We start from the raw sequence: 15,879 nt of genomic DNA, 5'->3' as shown, positions 1-15,879 counted from the left end.
TTTGGCTCGCAGAGAATTTGTGAGATTTACTTACTGCAAGGAGAACGCGGGGAGCAGAGTGGAAATCGTGATAGAGGGCCTCACACAGAGACACGGAGGACACAGAGTTTGGCTTGTAGAGAATTTGTGAGATAAACTTAGTGGAAGGAGAGTGCAGGAATGCTCACCGCAATACGTGGCGGATTTCATTCAATTTAGGATTCTAATATAGCTTTTGCTTTTATGCTGCTTACCAGCAGGTGGGAGAGCCATACCGCGCGAACTACAATACGATTGTCCACCGCGCTCCATATAAAAATAATCTCTGTGTCCTCCGTGTCTCTGTGTGAGACCTTCCACAACGTATTCCATTACGCACCCCTGCGCTCGCCGTGTGAGACTCCCTAACCCGTCCTTTTCCGTATCTTTCCCTCCAAGACCTATTTTCACTAGAACCTAAGCCCTATGAACTGGCGTTTAACCCCACTGTATCTGGCAGTAGCAGCGACATTCATTTACCTACTGCATCCGACCAACCCCAAGGCGGAGTATCGCCAAATGATCTCCGAGCATCCCTTTTCAAATCGGAATTTATCTCTTCAAGATCTTGAATCTATTCCCAAGCGCGATCGTCCTGACCTCGCATGGGAGCAAGATTACTTGGCTACTGTAGACCCTGTCTTGGGACGTCCAGCGCCAGAGCGATTGCATGCAGTTTACCAGCAAATAAATGCACAACGCCAACAACTTATGTCCACCCCCGGTGCATCCGGCACTCCATGGGTGGAGCGTGGCCCCGATAATGTGGGTGGTCGAACACGTACAATCATGTATGACCCAAATGACCCCACAAACAAGAAGGTGTGGGCTGGGGGTGTTACGGGCGGTCTTTGGTATAATAATGATATCACGAATCCTGCAAGTGACTGGGTAGCCGTAAATGATTTTTGGGACAATATCGCCGTGACTTGCATGGCATACGACCCGACAAATACGAACATTTTTTACGTCGGAACCGGCGAGGGTTGGGGAACCGCAGCCAGTCGAGGTGCAGGTGTCTGGAAGACTACCGATGGTGGGTCCACTTGGACACAATTGCCGGCTAGTACAGGTTTCTACTATTGCAACGATTTGATGGTGAGAGACGAAGGAGGTACGGGTGTGCTATACGTCGCTATCCGAGGTAATTTCTACCAAGGTTCTTGGCATGGAAGCTCGAGCCAAGGTCTACAACGATCGCTGAATGGCGGAACATCCTTCACCCAAGTGATGCCAAATATTCCAGGAGAATCGTTCAATTATGCCGTGGCCGATATCGAAATTGCCAAGGATAACCGGATATGGGTTGGAACCCAAGACGCATCCTACGGAGGAACCGATCGAGGTGGTGGTCGCGTTCTTTATTCTGATAATGGAACAACCTGGACAAGCTCTTACAATTCATCTTCTGGAGATAGAGTTGAGATTGCATGTGCTCCTTCAGACAGCGCCTATGTGTACGCCATGATTGAGGTTTCAAGCCAGATTGGTGAGATGAAGGTGACGACAAATCAAGGGGCTTCTTGGACAAATATGACCGAGCCAAATGATGCAGATGGAGGAATCCCATCCACCGACTTTTCAAGAGGGCAGGCCTGGTATGATATGATTATCGCGGTTCACCCAACGACACCAACAACCGTTTTTACTGGGGCTATCGACCTGTTCAGAAGTACGAATACAGGTTCGAGTTGGACACAGATATCCCACTGGTACGGAGGCTTTGGATATCCTTATGTCCACGCCGACCAACATCAAATGGTATTCAACCCATCCAATCCCAATGAGCTACTTTTTGGTCATGACGGTGGCTTGACACGAACCACGAATCCAACAGCAGCTTCTCCAACATTTGAGAGTTTAAACAGAGGGTACAACGTAACCCAGTTTTATGCCTGTGCTATACATCCAACCGCGGGAAGTGTTTATGCACTTGCTGGAACTCAGGATAATGGTACTCAACAGTTCAACAATGCTGGTTTAGGAAGTACCGTAGAGGCCACAGGTGGTGATGGAGCTTTCTGTTTCATCGACCAAACCAATCCGAATATTCAGATTACCTCCTACGTATACAACAGCTACTGGTTGAGTACGAACGGTGGTGTTAGTTTTCAGAATCCACGATTTATAAACGACCAAAGCACTGGCCGATTCATAAACCCAGCAGATTACGACGATAATCAAGATGCACTTTATTCTGCTCGAACTTCGACCACTTTGTTGAGAGCAACGAACGTGAGCTCAAGTCCGGTAGTGGGTAATATCACCATCTCGGGGATGTCCGACATGGCTTCGCATATTCGCGTGTCGCCATACACAACCACATCGACGACTTTGTTTGTCGGCACGGGATCTGGGGATCTTTTCAAGGTTACAAATGCGGATGGGAGTCCGAGTTCGACAAGTATTGGTAGTAGCCTTCCTGCAGGTAATATTTCTTGTGTGGAGATTGGCGCTAGTGAGAATGAATTGATTGTGACCCTTTCCAATTACGGAAGTACATCCGTTTGGTACACGTCGAACGGAGGCACCAGTTGGACCAGCAAGGAAGGTAACCTTCCAGATATGCCAGTCCGTTGGGCTCTCTTCAATCCAAATAACCGAAACGAAGTCATCCTAGCCACCGAAGTAGGGGTTTGGGAAACGAGCAACTTTAACGCAGCCTCACCGTCATGGAGCTCGAGCAACAGCGGCTTGGCCAATGTGCGCGTAGATATGCTTCAAATCAGAGATTCTGATCATGAGGTGATTGCGGCAACACACGGGCGAGGCCTCTTTACGAGCAATGGTTTCCAGCAGCCATCCGTTCCTGTTGCAAAATTTGGAGCAAGTGAAACCGTGGTTTGTGTAGGTGATGCCGTGGCCATGGTTGACAGTTCGACCGGAGTTCCAACCAGCTATTCTTGGTCAATTACCCCGAACACATTCACCTATCAGAACGGAACGGGCGCCTCTTCACCTAATCCAGAAGTGAGTTTTACAGCTACTGGCACCTATACCATTTCGCTTACGGTGAGTAATGCCAATGGTATGGATACAGAAACTCGAACTAACTACATACAAGTCGGTGGATTGGGATTACCATTCACAGAAGATTTTGAATCAGATATAGATATTTGGTCGGTTTTGAATCCTGACGGCGGCCAAACCTGGACATTTTCTAATGTTGGCGGTAACACACCTGGAAGTCAGGCCATCAAAGTAGACAACTACAGCTATAACAGCGCGGGTGCAAGAGACGGTTTGATTACGCCTCCGCTTGACTTTTCGGGGTACACTTCTGTGACCTTGGATTTCGAATATGCATACAGGAGATATAGCAGTACATATCAGGATAGTATGGCGGTTTATATCAGTACAGATTGCGGATCTACCTGGACCAGAATAGCCTCTTACCAAGAGAACGGATCGCAGAACTATGCAACAGGTTCTGATATCACCTCGGCTTTTGTGCCGAGTACTTCTGGGGATTGGTGCGGTACAAGTCCGGCTTGTCCTTCTTTGAATCTCGACGCATACGCCGGAATGGGCGATGTGAAAATCATGTTTGAGAACATCTGTGGTTATGGAAACAACTTGTACATCGACAATGTGAATATCAGCGGAACTGTGAGTGTAGCGCCTACGGCCGACTTTACCGCCTCTTCCACAACAGGATGTCAGAATACGACAGTTACTTTTACGGATGTCTCCGCAAATTCACCTACAGGTTGGACTTGGGCCATTACTCCGAATGTTGGATTTACCTATGTGAATGGGACGAATGCGAATAGTCAGAATCCTCAGATTCAATTTAGCCAGGCTCGCACCTACGACGTTTCCCTTACCGCTTCAAATGGTGTAGGTTCTGACGTTGAAAGTAAGACCGGCCTCATTCAAATTGATAGCACGTATTCTCCGTCGGTTTCGATAGTTGCAAGCACCAACAATATTTGTGCGGGAAGCATGGTAACATTCACTGCCACTCCTACAAATGGTGGAATGGCGCCAACTTATCAATGGAAGCTTAACGGGGCAAATGTGGGCACGAATTCAGCAACATTTACATCGAGTACCTTGGCAAACAATGATTCTGTTTGGGTTGAGATGTCGAGCAGTCTAACCTGTGTGGATCAGGCAACCGTCTCCAGTTCAAGCGGAGTGAAAATGGTGGTGAATGCGAATGGCAATCCAGCTGTGTCAATTGCGGGTTCGTCAACAGCGATTTGTGCCGGGGATCTTGTGACCTTCACAGCTACGCCAACGGATGGAGGAAGCACTCCATCTTATCAATGGAAAGTGAATGGTGCCAACGTAGGTATGAACTCTGCAACTTACGCCAGCTCTACCTTAGCTCAAGGTGATATGGTTAGCGTTGAGATGACGACAAGCTTGACGTGTTCTAGTGCGCCAACCGCCACCTCCAACTCGGTGACGATGACTGTTTCGCCAGTAGTCACCCCTTCGGTAGGCGTTACTGTTCCTGGAGCGGTTACGAATATTTGTGAGGGCGCTTCCGTCTTATTCTCTGCAATTCCTAGCAATGGTGGTACGAGCCCAGTGTATGATTGGTACGTGAATGGAACCTATGACGGCTCTGGAGCAACTTATTCATTCAATGAGCCTGCCGGGGTGTACAACGTGATGGTTGTGATGCAATCGTCCCTCACGTGTGTGAGTAAGGCGAGCGATTCCGCTTCCTACCCTAGTCTTACGGTATTCTCGCTACCGCAAACTTCCATCAATACATCAATTCCATTGAATCCGCTTTGCGCGGGAGATTCATTGCAGTTAAGTGCAACTCCGGCGGGAGGAACTTTCAGCGGAGCAGGAGTTTCGGGGAATGTGTTCTATGCATCATCTGTTAGTACAGGAATCCATGATATCTATTACGAGTACACAAGTCCTCAAGGCTGTGTGGGACAGGATACAATTCAAGTTGAAACAGAAATACTCCCAACCCCGACCATCAGTTATAACAATGGCGTGTTAACCTGTGCTCAATCTGGATTCAGTTATCAATGGTTCGATGCGAACGGACCTATCAATGGTGAAACGAATCAAATATTTACGGTTTTCCAAAACGGTACATATTACGTTCGCATCAGCGGAAATTGGTGTTATGCTGAATCGGATACCATTCAAGTTACGGGGATAAATCTAGAAGAATGGACCACCGTTCAATCGATTCAATTGTACCCAACACCTGCTTCCGACAAGCTGAACGTGAGAATCAATTCTCTCGAGAATCAGGATGTAGAGTTATCTGTGACCGACATGAGAGGACGCGTTATTCATCGTTCTTCTGAGCGGGTTAACCGTGGAGAGAACCAACTTGTACTACCAACCGCATCATGGGCTCAAGGGGCATACTTGTTGCGTGTAGTTGGAGCAAATGGTCATTTCAATCAATCGTTTGAAGTAGTTCGATGAAGAATCTTGTTTTAGCACTGGTAATCGCTTTTGGAGTTTCGGCTTGTGGTTCTCAAAAGACGAGCACCAACAATGAGAATATTTCTGTGCAAAGAGGGGTAACGGGAATAGGTGGACAACACTATTTGCGGGTAGTTTACAAGCATGACTCGCGAGACTATCTCGTGGTTGATTCCCTCACGGTGAATGATATTGAAGTCCCCGTCGGTTGGGCAAGCTCAGATGCAGGTCCGGTCTTAAGCGGCTTTGTGATGCTTGATCAACGGAATGATGTGGAAGGTTCTGACCCTAATGAACTTGTGCCTCATCCAAAGTACGGGCCTCTAGTGGGGAAAGATGAAGTCGATATCATCATTTATCTCGATGGACTAGAATCTCTAGTTTTCGAAGAAGTACAGATTCAATAATCCTCTGAATTCACCTATCGAGGTATTATCTTCGTCGCATGATTCGAAATCTTACGTTGACCATCATTTTGGCATTCATTACAGTAGCTGCTGTGTATGATGCTCCTGAATACGATGTTCCTGAATTAACCGGGCAGTTTGAACCTGAAGAGCACGATGACTTTGTGCGTTTGAAGTCAAAGTACACCAATCGCGAGGCAGCTTGGCTTCGAAAGGATGCCGCTGCTGCCTTTGAGGAGATGGCCGATAGTGCTGCTTTGGATGGAATCAGAATCTACGTTGTTTCAGCGACAAGAAATCACGAGTATCAGACGGATATTTGGACGCGCAAATGGGAGAGTAGAGGAGGCGAAAGTGTAGAAAAAGCACTTAGCATTTTGGAGTACAGCTCAATGCCGGGGACGTCACGACACCATTGGGGAACCGACCTGGATATCAATTCTGTAGAGCCTTCTTATTTCGAATCTGGTCAAGGAACTAGGATTTACGAATGGATGTCAGAGAACGCCCATAAGTTCGGATTCTTTCAACCCTACACGGCACAAACAAAAGGCCGCACCGGATACAACGAAGAAAAGTGGCACTGGAGTTATCAGCCCATTGCCCGCAAGCTACTCAAGGCTTACAATCACTTAGTCACTCCAGACCACATTAACGGATTTCCTGGTTCTGAAACCAACGGGGAAATCGATGTCATAGGAAAGTATGTAAATGGGATTGCAGAGTTTCCCGGGAATCCATTTATACAGCCATGAAGAACCCCGTCGTTTTAGGAGCTATTGAAAATGCTGGGAATGCAGATCTGGCTCAAGTTCTAGAGCTTTGGGGAGTGAACATGGGAACAGTTCTGAACGACCGACATGAGGACGTTTTGTTCAACCACCTTTTCAATCGTCCTAAGTACATCCATGCGGTATCGGACAAGCGCCTGCAATTGCGACTTCGTGCCTATGGCCGAATCCGAATAGAAGGGCAGTTGAATCGAAAGCTTCATGCCGAGTGGGTTAGGGAAGGGCACGAACCCGTTGGAGGGATACGTCCTATGGAGGCCGAGGAACTCATTCAAACCACCTTATCACAACCTATTGGTAACGTAGATTGGGGTTGGAATGCGCCGTGCTCACATGTTATTGTGCCTCACATCAAGCTGATTTTTCCAGGTGTCAAGTATATCCACCTGATTCGGCATGGCTACACTTCCGCCAAGTTCGACACCACACAGCTTATCGATTGGGGAGAGCACTACGGAATCCCCAAAAAGAAGATCGATCGTGAAGTCGTATGGGCTAAATTCCACTATTGGCGCGTCGCGAATAGAGGAGCACAACTCGTTGGAGAACGATTGTTGGGAGATCATTTTATGTTGCTCAGACAAGAGGACCTCGTAGACCATCCTATTCCTACCCTTGAGAAGGTCGCTGCATTTTTGGACTTAAGGATCAGCGGTGATCAACTGGCGGAGGCCGCGAAACTCATCACGAAGCCGTCGGATTTCGATGTCTGGAAGAGCGTTACGGCAGATGAGGTAGCCGACGATGGAACCTCACTTGAACTGTTTGGATACGAATCAAATGTTGATTCGGAGTCTAGCTCCGAGACTGAGTAGGGCAGACTTCAATCCTCCATTGCTCTTGGCATAAGCGGCAACGGCTGCCTTGTAGTCCTTCGACTTATGGAGATTCCGTGCGAGGTGATACGCCCTAGCAGAAGCCATACGGTCAACAACTTCGCTCTCTATCCACCCTTGTGCAACCGCTTTGTTTAGGGCGTTTTGAACATGGTCTTCATGTTCCTGGAAATTCTTGGTCATCCCATGATTCATGCGGTAGAGCGTATCCACGTAACTCATTCGACGAATCTTCTTTTTCTCCGCCATGGCCTTGGTCCATAACAGCGCATCTTCCACACCGTGAATGGTCCGATCCGTGTCAAACTCCCATTTTGTTCCGTTTGTTTTTACCACGGTGGCAGAAGGGGTGATAGGATTGTGAAGCCATATATCGGAACTGTGCAGTAAGGGCATGTCCCTGCGCTTTCTCATTCCACCACTTTCTGGCTTCCATTCCCAAATGGGGTGGTATAGGATGTCGGTGTCTGGATACTTTTCGAGAAATTCCCTAGTGTGCTTGAGCTTATCTGCCGTCCAGCAGTCATCGGCATCTAAGAAGGCCACATAATCTGAGGTCATCACCTCTAAACCAGCATTGCGCGCAGCACCGAGTCCTTTGTTTGGCATCTGGACGATTTTCCAAAGAATGGAGTTGTCTTCATGCGCAAACTTGCGAACGATGGTATCCGAATTGTCGGTAGAGCCATCGTCGACTATGCAGATTTCATAGGGGAGTTCCGATTGCGACAATACTGACCGAACTGTTTCTTCGATAGTTTGAGCCGCGTTATACATCGGTATGAGGACGCCAATCTTCATCTATTCTATCTCCTTTTCCTCAGGATCGAATAACAGGCCTGGAATTACTCGGTTGATCCACTTTCGGAGCTTCCCTTTAATCCCGAGCCAAGTGGTTAGATTACTCAGAATATAAAAGAACAAAGTTAGAACCAAGCTCAGAGGTAGCCACGGTTTCCAAAGAAGAAATTGCCAGAAAAGGCGAAAATTAACACTGGCCGTTTTGAGGGTCCACTTTTGCCTAAACAAACTGCCTGTCCACCAGGCAGCTACGATTCTGTGGGCCTTCCAGATGTTTTTCGAAGTTGGATGGCCATTTTCACGAATGAATCGAAGGATGTGCAGAATCTCATCATACACCCTAGGTGTGAGGTTGGCGGTTTGACGTTGCGTAACCGGATGCGTACGGAAGAAGTTTACTTCACTGTTTACGAATGCTAACTTTCCGTTCATCAGCAGTTTAGCGTAAAACATCCAATCCCCATTGAGTTTCCATTTAGGCTCTGCACCGCCCGTTTTCAAATAACTCGATTTGCGAATAAGGGCTGCACTCGCATTTGGAATGGTATTGTGAAATATCAGGAACTCTGATGCCTCACTCTTTCCGTCTACAATGAAATCCGATTTCCATCGATCTGATTTTCCTTTAAAAAGGAAGTCGTAATCCTGCTGATAACTTCGTATTCGGTCGCCGCTTTCATCAACAACCACGGTCTGACCGTAAGCGAGAACCACGTCTTCATTCTTCTCTAACACGGGCACGAGCGATTCCAGCAGGTCTGTACTCGCAAAGTCGTCACTCTCTGCTATCCAAATGTATTCGCCGCGAGCGAGCTCCACTCCTCGGTTCCATTGCACGAAGGTCGACCCAGAATTCACTTCATTGAAGTGCAGCCGAATTCGTTCATCTTTAGCCGCATAGGCTTCTATGATTTCTCGCGAATTGTCTGGGGAGCAATCATCTAAGATGATGACCTCGATATCCGTATACGATTGTAGCAATACGCTTTCGATTCTCTTTGGGAGAAAGCGAGCGTGATTGTAGTTGGGGATAATGACGGATACTTTGGGCAAGGGCTTTCGTTTGAATGCGAAAATACAGGAACTCTAGTTATCCGTGTAGCCGAGGATTTTCATTTCTTCGGCTACGCTTGAAAGGTCTAGGTCTGGGTGATGATTTGCCCTATCTGGATGGACACGTGCAGCAAATCCGGCAACGAGGTCGGCACCCACAAACCTGCCTAAATCTGTGAGCTCTTTTCCGCCTTGAAGAAGGCGTTCATATTGAATGGTGCGTTTGCGGCTAGCGGGAATGGAGTCCATTTGCTTCATGGCCTCATCTACATATACTTTCCAGAGATTGAGGTTGAATTGCAGGTCGTTTAGCCGTTCATCGTGAACCTCACCATCAATTTCGTTTCTCCTCGCAAGACTATCCGCTACTGCTGCGGGATGTCGTGTCACGTGAATCACCTTCGCATTAGGGAACAATTCGAGCCAGGCATTTAGTGTAAACGTGTTCCTCGGATCTTTGAAACCCCAAGGCGTGTTGTGTGCGAACTTCAGGTACCAAGATCTTGGCTTCCCACCAAGGGCGTAGTCGTTTGGATCAATTTTAAAATGGTTGACATACATGCTCAATGCCGATTCTGGTGAATGATATTGAGCGTCATTTTTCAATGGATCAATCCAAGAATTGCCGCTCTCACTCATCATTTTTTGATTGATGCTGAGAAAGGGAAGCGACTCTTCATTGTGATCTCTTTCGACTCCCATATTAATTCCTGCTTCATGCAAAACCTTGGCAACTAGCGAAGTGCCTGAGCGGTGCATGCCAATTATCACTACGGGTCGATTAAAATGAAGTGGAAGCATTGATGGAATATTGAAAGCGGAAGGTACATACTTACGCTCGAATGAGCAGGGTGCTTATCTTTACCCCATGCGAGTATTGATTTACGGTTTGGCGAAGAGTGGAACTACGGTGCTTCACCTCAAGATTAAGAGAGCGATGGAAGCAAAGTACAGTTCCTCCGTTTCTGAGGTATTCGAAGCGACAAGCCGAGAAGGTGATACGCTCTATAAACTCGATAAGAGCTCGTATAAAATAGGCGAACATGCTATCGTCAAGTCCCTTCTTCCAGGAGTGGAAGGAATGGGCGTTTCTCCCGATACGATTATTGACGACTACGCCGATTTCGACAAGAAAATCTTCATTGTTAGAGATCCGCGTGACCGATGGATTAGTGATTTTTTCTACCGTTGGTACCACTTGCACAAGCCTAAGAAGGAAGAATTCGAGATCGCCCATCGCCTTACTCAGCACAAGGAGGCACACCCTCAAGACCTTCCTTTCTACACTTTGTTTACCACGAATCCTGTTCGTTTTGTGGCTTGGAAGGAAAGGCAAACGAAGCTACATGCACGCGTGCAGAAGTTTCTAACTGAAGCCAAGAAGAACGACTGGTTCGTCGTGAAGTATGAGGATATCATGGACGGTAATCTCGATGAGCTCGAGAAGTATTTGGGGTTTGCTATTCACGAATCAGATCCTACCGACAAGCGGTTTACACATGTAGCTAGAAGTAAGAAACACGGAAACTGGCGACGTTGGTTTACGAAGGATGATGTGGAATTTTATCGTCCGCTGTACACCGAATACATGGAGTTTAACGGCTATGATACGGAGGATTGGAAGCTCACTCCGGTTGACCACCTACCACCTTCAGAGGGGTCGGAATATATGATGAAACTATTTACGGGACATCATGGGAAGCCAAAGGCCAAACGCTGGACAGAGAAGCTGTTCGGGAAATAGGTTACTCCCAATGTTGATTGATGTAAACGCCGGTGCGCTCCGTGCTGAATAGGTCGCCACTTCCAAAGTAATCCCCTTCTTTCACTTCAAAAACGATGGCGCGCTTCACGTCGTCTGTCACGATGTTGTGTTCGGTTAGGCGGGCATTCACAACGTATTTACCGGTCATGAATGGAAGCTTGTCGAGTTTGCAGCGCAAGGTTCCTTCTGTTCCTAGATTTTCAAATTGATTGCCGGCTAGTGAGTTGGAAAGAGCGCCGATGAAGCCATCATTTTCGCGACCAATACTCAAACGTACGTTTAATCCTGTAGGTGCTTTTGAGCCTGCATACTTTACTTCCAAGGTAACGGGTTCACCGCTGCGAAGCTCGCTTAGTGGGTTTCCGTTTTCGTCGGTGAATGTCATGGATTGCAGTTGAATAGAGCCAGTGCCTTCGCGATCTTTCCTATCGGCTAAATCAATAGAAATGGCGCGTTGCTCTAGACTCTTGTTGTAGAAGCTCGTAATCTCTTCGGCGGTGCCTGATTTTACGAGCTGACCACCATCAATGTAAATGGCCTCATTGCACAGGTCATTCACTGCGCGCATGTTGTGGCTTACGAAGAGGATCGTTCGACCTTGATGTCTGGATACATCCTCCATTCGCTCTATGCACTTTCTTTGAAAAGAGGCGTCACCTACGGCAAGAACTTCGTCGATTAGGAGAATCTCGGCGGTGAGGTGAGCGGCTACTGAGAACGCGAGTCGAACCTTCATTCCACTTGAGTAGTGCTTTACAGGCATGTGAATGAAGTTCTCCACCCCAGAAAACTCTATGATTTCATCTAGGGCAGACTTGATCTCAGTTTTGGACATCCCGAGGATGGATCCATTCAAGAAGATATTGTCGTACCCGCTCAATTCGGGATGAAATCCGGTTCCAACTTCAAGAAGACTGCTCATCCTTCCGTGGGCGGTGAACTTGCCGGCAGAAGGGAAGGTAATTCTTGAGAGTAGTTTCAGCAAGGTGCTTTTTCCTGCTCCGTTTGGTCCGATTACCCCAAGTACTTTGCCTTGTTCGAGGTTGTAGTTCAGGTCCTTAAGCGCCCAGAAGCTATCCTCTTGATTTCTACGAGCAATTTTACCTAACAGAGAAGATGTTGAATTTCCCTTGATTCGGTATTGTTTACCGAGACCGTGTATTTCAATGGCGTGTGAACTCATAGCGTATCGGCCATATTTCGTTCAACCTTATGGAAATAGTGCCAGCCAGTAACTAGCAAGATAACGGCAACGCCAACAGATATCAGCACATTGTTCCATACCAATTCTGCATCAAATAGACTGAATCTTGCAAGGTCGATGATACCACTCATCGGATTGAGGTAGGCTGCCCAACTGATGGATTCAGGTAAGGATTTACTCAGTACACCAGCGGGGTAAGCGACTGGGGTAAGGAAGAACAAGAACTGGATGAAGTAGGGAAGCGCGTGTTGAATGTCACGGTATCGAATGCTCAAGGCAGATGTCCAAAGTGAAACGCCAGTTCCTGCAATCCAGGTGAAAAGAATTGCCAAAGGCAATGCAATGAGGGATACACTCGGCAGGGCTTTGTACACGGCCATCGCCGCACCTAGAACGACTAATCCGATTGCCAGATCCATGAATCCCACGGCCGCTTTGCTTAAGGGAAGTACTACTCGAGGAAACCAAATCTTGCGAATCATGTGCTGTGATTGCACGAGTGATTGTCCACCCTGCACGGCCGAGAAGCTGAAATATGACCAAAGCACTTGTCCGCTTAGGGCGAAGATTGGGTATTCGATTCCACCGGTATTCACATTCAGCATTTTGCCGAAGACGAAGGTGAGAATTAGCATGAGCACTATGGGCTGTACGATAGCCCACACATAGCCCAAGCGTGTTTGAACAAACCGTACTCGATAATCTCTTGTTGCCAAAGAAAGCAGTAACTCCTTGTATTCTAGCAAGGTTTTGAGCCGGCCTGCGGTTGCTGGAGCATTCGCATCGACATGGATGGTATGGTTGTTTTGGGCCATGGGGGGAAAATAGAGAAAAAGGAGGGATTGCGCGTGATATGGCGCGCAAAAGGATCCTCCACCTCCGGCGGATGAAAGGGTTGCCCATCAGTTGATGGGCAAAAGGATCCTCCACCTCCGGTGGATGAAAGGGTTGCCCATCGGTTGATGGGGTAAAGGATCCTCCACCTCCGGCGGATGAAAGGGTTGCCCATCAGTTGATGGGGTAAAGGATCCTCCACCTCCGGCGGATGAAAGGATTGCCCATCGGTTGATGGGGTAAAGGATTCTCCACCTCCGGCGGATGAAAGGGTTGCCCATCAGTTGATGGGCAAAAGGATCCTTCGCCGGTTGGCGAAGGAAAGGGGGGCGGCTGGTTAATTGGGTAGGGTATTCAAGTCTTGGTAAGACCTCCGTTGGAGGTAAGACTTCCTGCGGAAGTAAGGCCTCGTTCCTCGGCAAGGCTCGCGTTGCTCGCAAGGTGGGGAAGTTTATCGTGTTGGCAAAGAGGTATTTTAGCCTGCAGCCTCAAGCCTGCCACTTGGCCTTCCTTGACGTTCATCAATGCCTATCTATTCCGCATCCTGCATCTTTGTCACATCAAATAAACCAAACGAACATGAAGTCTAAAGTTGGAATAGCTCGAATGACTGGGATTGCCCTTGTACTGATGGGGTTGTTGGCCGGTGTGGTGATGTCGGGACGATTCGGTGAAGCGCTGGCCGGAGATGAAATGACGGTGAGAAAACTCATTTCCGTGGAAGGGGAAGGTAACATTGAAAAAGGCGCTGCAGTGATTTGGACGCTCATCATGCTCTTGGATTTCCTCGTTGCCCTTGGTATCATCAAAATATTTGAGAAGAGTGTGATTGGAAAAGCCAGTGCGATTTTACGCTGGACCTACACCGGTTTCTTGATTACATGCATCATCATTCTACTCACCATGCGAGGTCCGGAGGCCTTTTATCATTTTGAAAAATGGTGGACACTCGGATTGATTGTCTTCGGATTCCATTTAATTACCCTAGGGATGTCAATGCCGAAATCAGGTTGGGCAAACATGGCATTCCGATGGCTTCTCGTCATAGCTGGAATCGGTTATGTGATTGTGGATGCAGGGGTGAATCTATTTCCAGAGTATGAACACATTGTTTCCGAAATTGAGAACGTTTTCGTCATTCCAATGGTTGTGGGCGAATTAGGTCTGGCGGTTTATTGGATAATTGCGCCGAAAAGATTCATTTCAAGCCTTTGAAAGTCGACCACGAATACGACTTAGCGATTCTGGCGTAACCCCCAAATAGCTGGCGATTTGATGCTGCGGCACGCGTTGCAGAAGCTTCGGTCTTGTAGCCAAGAGGTTCTCATAACGTTCTTTCGGAGAAGCCATCTGATAGTTCGTGTACAGCTCTTTTCTTTCGACTAGCTCTGAATTCAACATTCGGGTAACCACTTTTTGGAGGACCGGGAATGTCTCTAGATTTTGCTGATCTACTTCTCGCGATCCAGCAATTAACATCGAATCTTCTACGCATTCAAGGTAAGATGGGCTAGCAACTTGACGTTCGAAGGCGAGGGAGTTAATTGTGGACATTTCCTCATCGTAGAATTCAACCGTAAGCTCGCGACCGTCCTTGATACGGTACTCCCGAACTAAGCCCGACAGTACGAAGTAGCAGTGCTTTGGCACTTCACCTTCTCGTTGTAGGATATCTCCTTTTTTAGCTTCGATATGCGGAATAGCACGTGCAATCGCTTCGAGGTTTTCATTTTGAAGCTCGGGAATGGATCTGAGGAAATCGATGAGAAGTGTGCTCATGTGATAAAGGTAAGGTAGCGGAGTAAATCATACTTCAATGCTTACATTGAAAGCTCAATCTATCAGATTATGTTGAAACCCAAGGTATTGCTCCCCATCCTATTGTTGCTGCTTCTAATTGCCAGTTGTGGGCTATTCAGAAAAGATCCTATGCCAATGAAGGAGAGAGAAATGAGCTTCGTTCATTTCGTACGATCTGGATTTGCAACGGATGATTACTCGTGGAAGGATTGCAATGAAAATCATGGAATTGAGCGTTTGGATTGTGCGTACGAATGGGCGGGGCTAGAAGGCTTTCGCGACTCATCGAGACTAGAGATGCTTCATAATCTCGCTTTGACAATAGGGTATGAGCGTTTTATCTCAAAGGATGAATATTTCAATAAGAGACTCGGATATGACCGCAACCTCACTCTCGCTGAATTGGTTGATAGATTGCATGATTCATACGATAGGACTGATTTGGACTCTGCCAATTACTACGTCAAGTTTTGGAAGAGAAGAAGGGCGGATGGCAATGCTGAAACGGTCAAAAGTATTATCGATGATGTTAGAGCTATTTATGTCATGGATGAAGTAAAACAGCCAAGTGCTCTGCCTTTGAATGACACTTTGCTTACTCTCATTCAGTTTGATTTGGAGCTTCGTGACTCGAAAGGAACTCCTTATTCCTCCGTCATAGCGCTTGAATATTTCAATTACTTACGTGAGATTGGCTTGCATCAGTCTGCATTCAATCTTGTATATTTTGATGAGAGTTGGGAGGGCGAGTTAACTGATTCTGTAAAGCTAGAATTGATATCAACCTTGGAACTTGAGTACATCCCAATGTTGGATTGGAGGGATGCCTATAATTGGGAAGGTAGGGGAAGCTGGATTTATACCAAGCTGTACTATGGGCCTTAATGTTTTCCCTAAAATGTGTTAGAATCAAACGATTTTGTATTCATGACTCTTGAATGTTCGACTCATCTTTGAA

At 47.2% G+C, this 15,879-nt stretch carries 13 protein-coding genes; 7 read left to right on the top strand and 6 right to left on the bottom strand.

Translation table 11 applies throughout. From position 1 onward, the window contains the following. Nucleotides 1–444: 444 nt before the first annotated feature. From F8C67_RS11995 to F8C67_RS11980, 4 genes are read left to right on the top strand one after another with little or no spacing between them, the layout of a single operon-like run. Entirely contained in the window at nt 445–5,430 is a 4,986-nt protein-coding gene (locus F8C67_RS11995) for a PKD domain-containing protein (RefSeq protein ID WP_151668095.1), read from the top strand. Next, complete coding sequence (locus F8C67_RS11990; RefSeq protein WP_151668094.1) at nt 5,427–5,837, top strand: hypothetical protein; 411 nt, start codon at nt 5,427–5,429, stop codon at nt 5,835–5,837. The genes F8C67_RS11995 and F8C67_RS11990 overlap by 4 nt, the downstream gene beginning before the upstream one ends. Before the next feature lie 38 nt (nt 5,838–5,875). After that, on the top strand, nt 5,876–6,592 hold the full coding sequence (locus tag F8C67_RS11985) for a M15 family metallopeptidase (RefSeq protein WP_151668093.1): 717 nt from the start codon (nt 5,876–5,878) through the stop codon (nt 6,590–6,592). Beyond that, nucleotides 6,589–7,443, top strand: coding sequence for a sulfotransferase (locus F8C67_RS11980; RefSeq protein ID WP_151668092.1), 855 nt, complete (start codon nt 6,589–6,591; stop codon nt 7,441–7,443). Before F8C67_RS11985 ends, F8C67_RS11980 begins: the two co-directional genes overlap by 4 nt. On the opposite strand, the gene F8C67_RS11975 is transcribed toward F8C67_RS11980, so the two are convergent. From F8C67_RS11975 to F8C67_RS11965, 3 genes are read right to left on the bottom strand one after another with little or no spacing between them, the layout of a single operon-like run. Next, a complete protein-coding gene (locus tag F8C67_RS11975) occupies nt 7,405–8,265 on the bottom strand; it encodes a glycosyltransferase family 2 protein (protein WP_151668091.1) in 861 nt (286 codons plus the stop codon). The genes F8C67_RS11980 and F8C67_RS11975 overlap by 39 nt on opposite strands. Continuing rightward, nucleotides 8,266–9,318 (bottom strand): glycosyltransferase family 2 protein, encoded by a 1,053-nt coding sequence (locus tag F8C67_RS11970; RefSeq protein WP_170266447.1) that lies wholly within the window; start codon nt 9,316–9,318, stop codon nt 8,266–8,268. Nucleotides 9,319–9,351: 33 nt separating this feature from the next. Then, a complete protein-coding gene (locus F8C67_RS11965; RefSeq protein ID WP_151668089.1) occupies nt 9,352–10,119 on the bottom strand; it encodes a sulfotransferase in 768 nt (255 codons plus the stop codon). 67 nt (nt 10,120–10,186) lie between these two features. On the opposite strand from F8C67_RS11965, the gene F8C67_RS11960 reads away from it, so the two are divergent. After that, the gene (locus F8C67_RS11960) at nt 10,187–11,062 is read left to right on the top strand and encodes a sulfotransferase domain-containing protein (protein WP_151668088.1); all 876 of its coding nucleotides are present in this window, start codon (nt 10,187–10,189) and stop codon (nt 11,060–11,062) included. A 1-nt stretch (nt 11,063) separates the two neighbouring features. Here the strand turns inward: F8C67_RS11960 and F8C67_RS11955 are convergent, their stop codons facing one another. Then, nucleotides 11,064–12,266 (bottom strand): ABC transporter ATP-binding protein, encoded by a 1,203-nt coding sequence (locus F8C67_RS11955; RefSeq protein WP_151668087.1) that lies wholly within the window; start codon nt 12,264–12,266, stop codon nt 11,064–11,066. Then, nucleotides 12,263–13,102, bottom strand: coding sequence for an ABC transporter permease (locus F8C67_RS11950; protein ID WP_151668086.1), 840 nt, complete (start codon nt 13,100–13,102; stop codon nt 12,263–12,265). Before F8C67_RS11950 ends, F8C67_RS11955 begins: the two co-directional genes overlap by 4 nt. Before the next feature lie 598 nt (nt 13,103–13,700). Here F8C67_RS11950 and F8C67_RS11945 point away from each other — a divergent pair. Then, the gene (locus F8C67_RS11945) at nt 13,701–14,336 is read left to right on the top strand and encodes a DUF4386 family protein (RefSeq protein WP_151668085.1); all 636 of its coding nucleotides are present in this window, start codon (nt 13,701–13,703) and stop codon (nt 14,334–14,336) included. Here F8C67_RS11945 and F8C67_RS11940 read toward each other — a convergent pair. Further along, on the bottom strand, nt 14,325–14,900 hold the full coding sequence (locus tag F8C67_RS11940) for a Crp/Fnr family transcriptional regulator (protein WP_151668084.1): 576 nt from the start codon (nt 14,898–14,900) through the stop codon (nt 14,325–14,327). The genes F8C67_RS11945 and F8C67_RS11940 overlap by 12 nt on opposite strands. Before the next feature lie 69 nt (nt 14,901–14,969). Here F8C67_RS11940 and F8C67_RS11935 point away from each other — a divergent pair, with 69 nt between their 5' ends. Next, nucleotides 14,970–15,806: a hypothetical protein gene (locus tag F8C67_RS11935; RefSeq protein WP_151668083.1), complete on the top strand. Its 837-nt coding sequence runs from the start codon at nt 14,970–14,972 to the stop codon at nt 15,804–15,806. Nucleotides 15,807–15,879: the final 73 nt, after the last annotated feature.

This window comes from Phaeocystidibacter luteus (assembly GCF_008933115.1).
Lineage (GTDB): Bacteria > Bacteroidota > Bacteroidia > Flavobacteriales > Schleiferiaceae > Phaeocystidibacter > Phaeocystidibacter luteus.
Note: the sequence above shows the minus strand (reverse complement) of the source record. Positions and strands in the feature narration are given on the sequence as shown.

Coding starts and splice junctions, on each gene's coding strand:
- F8C67_RS11990 (WP_151668094.1), top strand. CDS start 5,427: ATGAAGAATCTTGTTTTAGCACTGGTAATCGCTTTTGGAGTTTCGGCT.
- F8C67_RS11945 (WP_151668085.1), top strand. CDS start 13,701: ATGAAGTCTAAAGTTGGAATAGCTCGAATGACTGGGATTGCCCTTGTA.
- F8C67_RS11950 (WP_151668086.1), bottom strand. CDS start 13,102: ATGGCCCAAAACAACCATACCATCCATGTCGATGCGAATGCTCCAGCA.
- F8C67_RS11985 (WP_151668093.1), top strand. CDS start 5,876: ATGATTCGAAATCTTACGTTGACCATCATTTTGGCATTCATTACAGTA.
- F8C67_RS11965 (WP_151668089.1), bottom strand. CDS start 10,119: ATGCTTCCACTTCATTTTAATCGACCCGTAGTGATAATTGGCATGCAC.
- F8C67_RS11955 (WP_151668087.1), bottom strand. CDS start 12,266: ATGAGTTCACACGCCATTGAAATACACGGTCTCGGTAAACAATACCGA.
- F8C67_RS11995 (WP_151668095.1), top strand. CDS start 445: ATGAACTGGCGTTTAACCCCACTGTATCTGGCAGTAGCAGCGACATTC.
- F8C67_RS11960 (WP_151668088.1), top strand. CDS start 10,187: ATGCGAGTATTGATTTACGGTTTGGCGAAGAGTGGAACTACGGTGCTT.
- F8C67_RS11980 (WP_151668092.1), top strand. CDS start 6,589: ATGAAGAACCCCGTCGTTTTAGGAGCTATTGAAAATGCTGGGAATGCA.
- F8C67_RS11975 (WP_151668091.1), bottom strand. CDS start 8,265: ATGAAGATTGGCGTCCTCATACCGATGTATAACGCGGCTCAAACTATC.
- F8C67_RS11940 (WP_151668084.1), bottom strand. CDS start 14,900: ATGAGCACACTTCTCATCGATTTCCTCAGATCCATTCCCGAGCTTCAA.
- F8C67_RS11935 (WP_151668083.1), top strand. CDS start 14,970: ATGTTGAAACCCAAGGTATTGCTCCCCATCCTATTGTTGCTGCTTCTA.